Origin of the sequence: Pseudomonas brassicacearum, assembly GCF_918698105.1 — a bacterium.
In the GTDB taxonomy this organism is placed as follows: domain Bacteria; phylum Pseudomonadota; class Gammaproteobacteria; order Pseudomonadales; family Pseudomonadaceae; genus Aquipseudomonas; species Aquipseudomonas brassicacearum_F.
In genome coordinates, this window is record NZ_CAKKMI010000139.1 from 1 (window position 1) to 8633 (window position 8633).

The window sequence follows — 8633 nt, forward strand, 5'->3', positions numbered from 1 at the left end:
CGATAGCATCGCCTCGGTCTATCAGCTACACCGAGGTGCTTGCATCGCGGGCAAGCCTTGCTCCCACAGGTTTGCTCCCACAGGTTTACTCCTGCTGGTTTGCCCCCACAGGTTTTGCGGCAACCTTAGAATCTTGGCACGACGGCAACAGCCTGCGGTCAATGAATTCACAGGCCACCGGATTCGTTGCCAAGGACTCTTTTCATGCCCGATACCCTGCCGCCGGATGCACTGCCGGCCGATCTGCATTATGTCGATGACACAGCCCCGGGTATCACCCGCAAAAAGCGGCGGGGCCAATTCTGTTATTTCGACCCGCAGGGCCAGCGCATCACCGACGCAGCCGAAATCCAGCGCATCAATGCCCTGGCGGTACCGCCGGCCTACACCGATGTCTGGATCTGCACCGACCCGCGCGGCCATCTGCAGGCCACCGGGCGCGATGCTCGCGGTCGCAAGCAGTACCGCTACCATGCGCGCTGGCGTGAGGTCCGGGATGCGGACAAGTACTCGCGGATGCTGGAATTCGGACGCGCCCTGCCGCGCTTGCGCAAACGCCTGGAGGAAATCCTCGCCACACCCGGGTTCAGTCGCGACAAAGTCTTGGCCACGGTCATCACTTTGCTGGACGTGACCCTGATCCGCGTCGGCAACAGTCAATACGCCCGGGACAATCGCTCCTACGGCCTGACGACCCTGCGCAACAAACATGTCGAGATCAACGGCAGCGCCATCGCCTTCCAGTTCCGCGGCAAGAGCGGTATCGAGCACCAGATCACCGTGAAGGACCGGCGCCTGGCGCGGATCATCAAGCGCTGCCAGGAGATCCCCGGGCAGAACCTGTTCCAGTACCTGGACGAACACGGCGAGCGCCACGCCATCAGTTCCTCGGACATCAACGCCTACCTCAAGACCCTCACCGGCGCGGACTTTACCGCCAAGGACTACCGCACCTGGGCCGGCAGCGCAGCCGCTCTGGCCGGGTTACGGACGCTGCGCTGGGAAACCGAAAGCGAGGCCAAAAGACACGTCGCCGAGATGGTCAGGCAAGTCGCCCGACAACTGGGCAACACGCCGACCGTCTGTCGCAAGTGCTACATTCATCCTGCGGTGGTGGAGGGTTTCCTGCTCGGTGCCCTGACCCACTTGCCCAAACCCCGGGCACGTAAAGGCCTCAGCGAAGAAGAAGCCGGGCTGACGCTATTTCTGCAGCGCATGACGCAAGCCGCGCAGAAATGCGAACAGCAGCAACCGGCTTGATGCGCTCACCGGCAGCCAGCCACGGATGAGGAACATCCGCAGACCGCTGGACTCCCAACTGTACGGCACAGCCGATCCGCAGGCACGTCAAACGGTGAAGTCGACAGGAGTTTCAGATGTCCGAACACATTGTCCATTTTCATTGCCAGATCGATCAGGGAACCACCGAACGCTTTCGCGATAACTGCCTGGAAGCCATTGAGAAAGGCGCCGACTCGCTGATGCTCAATCTCTCCACAATCGGTGGCAGTACCAACTTCGGTTTCACTCTCTACACCTTCATCAAGTCCCTTCCGGTGCCGGTACGTGCGGTGAACGCCGGCAACATCGAGTCGATGGGCATCGTCATGTACCTGGCTGCCAGCGACCGCACCACCACCCCGCATTCGCGTTTCCTGATTCATCCGATGAACTGGTACTTCGGCCAGAAGTCGGTGGATCACTCGCGCTTGCGCGAGTACCTCTCCAGCCTGGACAACGACGTGGCGCGCTATGTGGAGATCTACGTCAAGGAAACCGCTGGCGCGGCGACGCAGCTGGATATCTTCAAATGCCTGTGCGCCGAAGAGCGGGTGATTGCCGCGGAAAACTCCCTGGCGTTCGGCATTGCCCATCGGGTCGAGCAAGTGGTTTTCCCCACGGATGCCAAGCATTGGAAAGTCAGCGGTGGCGAGGATTAGAACTGAATTCGGGCGGCTGACCATTCGTCGCCGGCAAGCGGTTTTTTTTAAACTTCCCCCGGCCATTTTCTTTCCCAACTAATGCGAGGCACGTTGCTCGCTCAACCGAAAATGAGGATTCTCGAAAATGGCCAGTAGCGGAAACAAAAACCCAGGCAACTTCGCAAATGATCGTGAAAAAGCATCTGAAGCCGGCAAGAAAGGCGGACATGCGTCGGGCGGCAACGTTGCCAACGACCGGCAAAAAGGCACTGGAGCCGGTAACAAAGGTAGCGAACGCAGCCAAGGCGGCGGCAGAAAATCGTAACCTGGAAACCGTTGGGGCGCAGTACCGCTGCGCCCTGGCGCTTAACCGCACCGAGGTCCCCCATGAGCAGCCAGGATCGATTCATCATCAGTTTCATCACCGACAACCAACCTGACAATCGCGTGGTGGAGGCCAACACCGAGACATTGAGTGCCGACGAAGCCGAGGCACTCTTGAGAGCGACGTTCAGTGAACTCAAGGACGTTGAACTCAGCGACGTCCAAGTTCAGAAGAAAACCAGGCCCAACGAAGAAGAACATGGTGTGCCGGGGCATTTCAAACAGCCCTAATTCAAACTATCTCCGTAACGCCCTATTCCTACTTATTACTTAGCACACTTTGTGAAGAGAGCACTTGTTCCCGCCGGATTGCGCCTGTAGGAGCTGTGTAGGAGCTGTGTAGGAGCTGTCGAGTGCAACGAGGCTGCGATCTTTCCCCAGACACTTAAGTCTCAAGCGAAAGATCAAGAGATCAAAAGATCGCAGGCTTCGCCAGCTCCTACAGAGCCCAGCGGGAGCAAGCTCCCTCGCCACAAAAGCGGAATGTCGACAACTTTCAATGGGCATGATGCCCAGTCGGATCCTTGATCTGCCACACCTGCCCCTTCTGCCAGGCATCCGCACCTGGATCAATCGCCGGCGCTTGAATAGCGGCCCGGGCACGCTTTTTCGCTTCGCTGTCGACACCCATCCGACCGTCCCGCTCACGTACCAATTGCGGGTCGATCTGTCCGTCGGCCGTGAACCCCATCATCAACTGTGGAACCCCGTAAGGCAGTGCGTTGCCCTGTTCGGTGTGCCAGGTGTGCCAGGTCTTGCCATAGGTGCTGACCAGATTTTCCATCAATCGGGTTTCCGCTGCCTGGGGAATACCGGGCGCGATCAACTGCCCGGATTTCACCTCATGCACGTGGCTGTGCCACAGTTGTTTTTCACTCGCCGGCAACCCCTCGAACAAGCGCTTGCTGATGATGTACTCGACGCCCATCAGCTTGGCGCTGGCGGTATTGCCGTCGAAGATGGCGCACTGGAAGACTTCTTCGTTGAGCGCCGAGCAGTAGTGATGCGCTTCCATCTGCCCGGACATTCGCCCATTGTAGAAATGAAAGCCATCGAGGTAGGTGTTCAATACCCGCAATGGCGGTTTGTCCTGCATCAGTCGCGCCCCGGCTTCCAGCGTCGCGGTCGTCGGGGTCTTGGCGGTGCCCGGCGCCTCGACGGGCGAATCGCTCGTGCCGCCCGCGCAGCCGGTCAATCCCAAGGCTGCTGCGCATAGCAGTGTCCAGCCGCCACAAACATTTCGATTCGGCATGTCATCTCTCCTTTTGCATGACTGTTCATGAGAAAGACATCGCCTGGGACGGGTTTGATTTTCCTGGCGGTCTACCGACGAATGGCGCGCACCACGCGACCCATCAAATACGAAATTCCATATATTCGATTAACCGCATATACTCCGGCGCAGCCCACCCCTGCGCTTATCGGAGCCGATCGATGAAAGTCCTCTTCATGTGCACAGCCAACAGTTGCCGCAGCATTCTCAGCGAAGCGATGTTCAACCATCTGGCCCCGGCCGGGTTCGAGGCCGTCAGCGCCGGCAGTTTCCCCAAGGGCCACGTGCTTCCGCGCAGCCTGAGCACCTTGCAAGAAGCCGGTATCAGCACCCAAGGCTTGCGCAGCAAGGGTTACGACGCGCTTGAGGGCAGCCCGCCGGACATCGTCATCACCGTGTGCGACAGCGCCGCCCGCGATGCTTGCCCGGTGTACTTCGGTCCGGCCATCAAGGCCCACTGGGGCCTGGTCGATCCATCGACCGTCAAAGGCAGCGACGATCAGATCGGCCAGGCCTTCCATGCCACCCTGGATCGTATCGAAACCCGCTGCCGGGCGTTTTTTGCCCTGCCCTTCGACCAGCTCGACCCCCAGGCCCTGAAAGCCGAGCTCGAGCGCATCGGCACCCTCTGATCGATCAACCTGCGCGATAGGCCTGCTTCACCGTCTCGATCCAACTCGGCTCCAGGCGCGATTGTTCGGTGTCCAGGCCCAGCGCCTGCATCTTCGCCAGGTGCGCCTCGGCCTCTCGCGCCAGGGAGCCCTGGGCGCTGGAGTTGGCGTCCAGCTGATGCATCTGGGCCAGCCCCAAGTGATAAAAGCGCAGCAGCTTCATGGCGGTGGGGTCCTGGGCCTGCACGCCGGCGGTCACCTGGTGCATCACGTTGGTGATTTTCATCAGGCTGCGCTTGAGCCGCCAGCCGTATACGGCAGCAGCCATCCACGGCTGCGACCAGAAATACTGGCGCATCAGCACAGCCATCGCCAGCACCGCGACAATCACCCCACCGAGGTTGAAACGAAAGTTATCGCCTCCGGGCGTGCCCAGCAGCATCACGGCCAGGCTGGACAGCAGCATCGCCAGGGCCAGGAACACCACCGCGATGATCAGGGTGCTGCGGCGGGTCTGCTTGCGGTAGGTGTCGCCATCCCACGGTTTGATCTCGAACATCGCGGTGCAATTTCCTTGTACGGCATCAAAAGAGTCACGCATTATCGCCTGCCCGGTCGATTTAGCTATGCTGGGGCTCATTTTGTAGCGCAACCGACTCGCCGGGCGGATCAAAGTCCATGGCGATAGCGCAAGGATCGTGCGATCTTTCTGCGTGGACGTTTTTTTCAAGATGCCGTCGTTGTGTGCATGGCATCGTTTTCAAGGAAAGCTGAATGACTCAAAGACATGTAATCAACGCCTCGGTAAGCCCCAAGGGCAGCCTGGAGACCTTGTCCCAGCGCGAAGTCCAGCAACTGAGCGAAGCCGGCTCCGGCAGCATCTACGACCTCTTCCGCCAGTGCGCCCTGGCCATCCTCAACACCGGCGCCCATGTCGATAACGCCAAGACTATCCTGGAAGCCTACAAGGACTTCGAGATCCGTATTCACCAGCAGGACCGAGGCGTGCGCCTGGAGCTGCTGAACGCGCCGGCCGATGCGTTCGTCGACGGCGAAATGATCGCCAGCACCCGGGAAATGCTGTTCAGCGCCCTGCGCGACATCGTCTACACCGAGAACGAGCTGGACAGCCAGCGCATCGACCTGAGCTCGTCCCAGGGCATCAGCGACTACGTGTTTCACCTGCTGCGCAACGCCCGCACCTTGCGTCCTGGCGTGGAGCCGAAAATCGTCGTGTGCTGGGGCGGTCACTCGATCAACACCGAAGAATACAAATACACCAAGAAAGTCGGCCACGAATTGGGCTTGCGCAGCCTGGACATCTGCACCGGTTGCGGCCCGGGCGTGATGAAGGGCCCGATGAAAGGCGCCACCATTGCTCATGCCAAGCAGCGTATCCAGGGCGGCCGCTACCTGGGCCTGACGGAGCCGGGCATCATCGCCGCCGAGGCGCCGAACCCGATCGTCAATGAGCTGGTCATCCTGCCGGACATCGAGAAACGCCTGGAAGCCTTCGTGCGTGTCGGCCACGGCATCATCATCTTCCCGGGTGGCGCTGGCACGGCGGAAGAGTTCCTCTACCTGCTGGGCATCCTGATGCACCCGGCCAACCAGGACCTGCCGTTCCCGGTGGTTCTCACCGGGCCGAAAAGCGCCACGCCGTACTTCGATCAGTTGCATGCGTTTGTCGGCGCAACCCTGGGTGAGGCCGCGCAGCAGCACTATCAGATCATCATCGACGACCCGGTCGAAGTGGCGCGGCAAATGACCCAAGGGCTCAAGGAGGTCAAGCAGTTCCGCCGCGAGCGCAACGACGCCTTCCACTTCAACTGGCTGCTGAAGATCGACGAGGGCTTCCAGCGTCCATTCGACCCGACCCACGCCAACATGGCCAGCCTGGGCCTGAGCCGCGACCTGCCCGCCCACGAACTGGCCGCCAACCTGCGCCGGGCCTTCTCGGGCATCGTGGCCGGTAACGTCAAGGACAAGGGCATCCGCCTGATCGAAGAACACGGCCCTTACGAAATCCACGGCGACGCCGCCATCATGGAACCCCTCGACCGCCTGCTCCAGGCCTTCGTCGCCCAGCACCGCATGAAACTGCCAGGCGGCGCGGCGTATGTGCCGTGCTATCGCGTGGTGACCTGACAAAGTCGCCATAACCCTAATGTGGGAGCGAGCTTGCTCGCGATGACAGCGGCACATTCAGCACAGATGCAAGCTGACCCACCGCTATCGCGAGCAAGCTCGCTCCCACAAAGGATCAGTTGTGGCTACAAATCCGCATCAGCCCGGCTTCATCCACTTCAATGCCTAGCCCACGGTAATCCTTGATCTGCGGATGAAGGGTGACCTCCGGGTGCGTATGCGTCGCCGTCACCACCAGCACATCCGCCTCGGCCGCCTCGCCTGCCCGGATGCCCGCCTCGGCGTCTTCAAACACCAGGCATTCTTGCGGTGCCGCTTGCAAGCGTTCGGCCGCCAGGCGATAGCAGGCGGGGTTGGGCTTGCCATCGCTGACGTCTTCGGCCGTGACCATGACCAAAGGGCGTGGAATTCCGGCGGCTTCCATACGGCGCAAGGCCAATGCCATGGGCGCCGAAGTGACAATCGCCCAGCGCTCTGGCGGCAGGCTGTTCAGAAAGGCCTGCGCACCAGGCACTTGCACCACCCCTTCGACGTCTTCGATTTCCTCCCGGGTAATCTGCTCGGCCTCGGCCTGGGCATCTATCCCCGGCAGATGCTGGCGGGCGATGGTGTCGATGGCGCGCACACCATGGATCGTCGGCAAGAAGGTCGCCACGTCCACGCCATGGCGCAGGGCCCAGCGCGTCCAGATCCGCTCGGCGGCGGCGATGGAATTGAGCAGTGTGCCGTCCATGTCGAAGAGGAAGGCGCGGTAGGCAATGTGGGTGGGGAGACTGGCAGGCATCGGATCCTCGGTGGCGGCGTGGCGGGTGACCGCCACTGTAACATCGCCAGGCCCCAATCCCCTGTGGGAGCGAGCTTGCTCGCGATAGCGGTGGGTCAGTTTGCATCGATGCTGGATGTGCCGGCGCCATCGCGAGCAAGCTCGCTCCCACAAGGTTTAGCGGTGGGTTGGTTACACCAACCGCTCGATCGGCTGATGCTGCCACACCCGCTTGTAGTACAGCGTCTGCAACAGCAGCATGCTCAAGTAAGCCACCGGGAACGCCATCCACACCCCTTGCAGTCCGAAATGAGCATCCAGCAGATACGCCGCCGGCACTTGCACGGCGACGATGCAGAAGATCGAGATGGCGACCGGCACCAGCACCGTGCCGCTGGCGCGCATGATGCCGCCGACGATCGCCTGGAAGCCGAACACCAGCAGGCTCCAGAGCATGATGTGCAGCAAGTGTTCGGCCTGGACCCGTGCCGCCGGGTCGGTGATGAACAGCCCCAGCAGCCAATGGGACAACAGATAACCCAGGACCACCAGCCCGCCCGTGAGCCAGAGGTTGATCGCAAGCCCCGTGCGCAGGATCGGCCCCAGGCGCTCCAGGCGTCCGGCACCGATGGCCTGGGCACCGAGAATCGAAGCGGTGATAGCGATCGACAGCGCCGGAAACTGCACGTAGTTGACGATCTGCGTCACCGCGCCGTAGGCCGCCGTGGCCTGGGAACCGTGGCTATTGACCAGCGTCAGGATGACCAGCTCGGACAATGAGATCACCACCATCTGCAACCCCGTGGGCAAGCCGATGCGCAGCACTTTGCCAAGGATCTCCGTGTCCAGGCGCATCGCCGCGAACAACGCCCGGTCCGGCGCCAGGGCATGCTCGCGACGGTTCAGGCGCCACGCCAGCAAGGCCATGGCCGAGGCCGTCCCCACCAAGCCCGCCAGTGCCGCGCTCTGGATGCCCATCTGCGGCAACCCCAGCCAGCCACGAATCAGCGCCGGTGTGAGCAGCAGCCCGACACTGGTGGAGACCAGCAGCGCCAACATCGGTGACACCGTATCGCTCACCCCGCGCAGCAGTTGGGTGAACAGCACGAATACCAGCAACATCGGTAAAACCCACATCATGACCCGGGCATAGGAAACCGCATCCTCCAGCACATCAGCCGGCGTGCCGAGCCCCTGCAACGCCTGACGCGCAAAGACACTGCCGAGCACCGCCGCCAGCAGGCCGATGATGGCCCCCAACAACAACGTCGAACCGGCAATCGCCTTCACCGTGCCGGTTTCTCCGGCACCGTAGGCCTGCCCGATCAACACCCCCGCGCCCGCGCCGAGGCCAATCACCAATGCGATAAAGAAAAACACGATGGGAAACATGCCCGACACTGCCGCCAAGGCCTGGGTACCGAGCATCTGGCCGATGTAGATGCTGTTGAGTGTGCCGGACATGGACTGCAGGAAGTTGGACAGGACCATGGGGGCCAGGAACAGGAGATAGGTTTTCCAAAGGGGCTGGG

General features: G+C 61.4%; 10 protein-coding genes. 6 read left to right on the plus strand and 4 right to left on the minus strand.

Translation table 11 applies throughout. The annotated features are described in order from the left end of the window. Window positions 1-204: 204 nt before the first annotated feature. The 4 genes from LQ215_RS28885 (at window position 205) to LQ215_RS28900 (ending at window position 2537) form a co-directional block, all read left to right on the plus strand. Window positions 205-1260, plus strand: a complete 1056-nt coding sequence (locus LQ215_RS28885; RefSeq protein WP_230153655.1) for a DNA topoisomerase IB — start codon at window positions 205-207, stop codon at window positions 1258-1260. Between the two features lie 116 nt (window positions 1261-1376). Then, on the plus strand, window positions 1377-1940 hold the full coding sequence (locus tag LQ215_RS28890) for an ATP-dependent Clp protease proteolytic subunit (protein ID WP_230153656.1): 564 nt from the start codon (window positions 1377-1379) through the stop codon (window positions 1938-1940). Between the two features lie 127 nt (window positions 1941-2067). Then, window positions 2068-2247, plus strand: coding sequence for a general stress protein (locus LQ215_RS28895; RefSeq protein WP_230153657.1), 180 nt, complete (start codon window positions 2068-2070; stop codon window positions 2245-2247). Window positions 2248-2309: 62 nt separating this feature from the next. Further along, entirely contained in the window at window positions 2310-2537 is a 228-nt protein-coding gene (locus LQ215_RS28900; protein ID WP_230153658.1) for a hypothetical protein, read from the plus strand. 265 nt (window positions 2538-2802) lie between these two features. Here the strand turns inward: LQ215_RS28900 and LQ215_RS28905 are convergent, their stop codons facing one another. Further along, window positions 2803-3558: an OBAP family protein gene (locus tag LQ215_RS28905; RefSeq protein ID WP_230153659.1), complete on the minus strand. Its 756-nt coding sequence runs from the start codon at window positions 3556-3558 to the stop codon at window positions 2803-2805. A gap of 182 nt (window positions 3559-3740) precedes the next feature. On the opposite strand from LQ215_RS28905, the gene LQ215_RS28910 reads away from it, so the two are divergent. Next, window positions 3741-4211, plus strand: coding sequence for an arsenate reductase ArsC (locus LQ215_RS28910; RefSeq protein ID WP_230153660.1), 471 nt, complete (start codon window positions 3741-3743; stop codon window positions 4209-4211). 4 nt (window positions 4212-4215) lie between these two features. Here LQ215_RS28910 and LQ215_RS28915 read toward each other — a convergent pair whose 3' ends face one another. Next, window positions 4216-4749, minus strand: a complete 534-nt coding sequence (locus tag LQ215_RS28915; RefSeq protein ID WP_230153661.1) for a DUF3087 family protein — start codon at window positions 4747-4749, stop codon at window positions 4216-4218. A gap of 215 nt (window positions 4750-4964) precedes the next feature. Here LQ215_RS28915 and ppnN point away from each other — a divergent pair, with 215 nt between their 5' ends. Continuing rightward, a complete protein-coding gene (ppnN, locus tag LQ215_RS28920) occupies window positions 4965-6338 on the plus strand; it encodes a nucleotide 5'-monophosphate nucleosidase PpnN (protein WP_230153662.1) in 1374 nt (457 codons plus the stop codon). A 115-nt stretch (window positions 6339-6453) separates the two neighbouring features. Here the strand turns inward: ppnN and LQ215_RS28925 are convergent, their stop codons facing one another. Continuing rightward, complete coding sequence (locus LQ215_RS28925) at window positions 6454-7122, minus strand: HAD family hydrolase (RefSeq protein ID WP_230153663.1); 669 nt, start codon at window positions 7120-7122, stop codon at window positions 6454-6456. A 171-nt stretch (window positions 7123-7293) separates the two neighbouring features. Further along, window positions 7294-8633, minus strand: a 1340-nt coding sequence (locus tag LQ215_RS28930; RefSeq protein WP_230153664.1) for an MATE family efflux transporter, incomplete at its 5' end; no start/stop codon positions are given.

Bases quoted from the DNA above. Each gene is read 5' to 3' on its own strand.
- LQ215_RS28885 (WP_230153655.1), top strand. From the start codon at position 205: ATGCCCGATACCCTGCCGCCGGATGCACTGCCGGCCGATCTGCATTAT.
- LQ215_RS28890 (WP_230153656.1), top strand. From the start codon at position 1,377: ATGTCCGAACACATTGTCCATTTTCATTGCCAGATCGATCAGGGAACC.
- LQ215_RS28895 (WP_230153657.1), top strand. From the start codon at position 2,068: ATGGCCAGTAGCGGAAACAAAAACCCAGGCAACTTCGCAAATGATCGT.
- LQ215_RS28900 (WP_230153658.1), top strand. From the start codon at position 2,310: ATGAGCAGCCAGGATCGATTCATCATCAGTTTCATCACCGACAACCAA.
- LQ215_RS28905 (WP_230153659.1), bottom strand. From the start codon at position 3,558: ATGCCGAATCGAAATGTTTGTGGCGGCTGGACACTGCTATGCGCAGCA.
- LQ215_RS28910 (WP_230153660.1), top strand. From the start codon at position 3,741: ATGAAAGTCCTCTTCATGTGCACAGCCAACAGTTGCCGCAGCATTCTC.
- LQ215_RS28915 (WP_230153661.1), bottom strand. From the start codon at position 4,749: ATGTTCGAGATCAAACCGTGGGATGGCGACACCTACCGCAAGCAGACC.
- ppnN (WP_230153662.1), top strand. From the start codon at position 4,965: ATGACTCAAAGACATGTAATCAACGCCTCGGTAAGCCCCAAGGGCAGC.
- LQ215_RS28925 (WP_230153663.1), bottom strand. From the start codon at position 7,122: ATGCCTGCCAGTCTCCCCACCCACATTGCCTACCGCGCCTTCCTCTTC.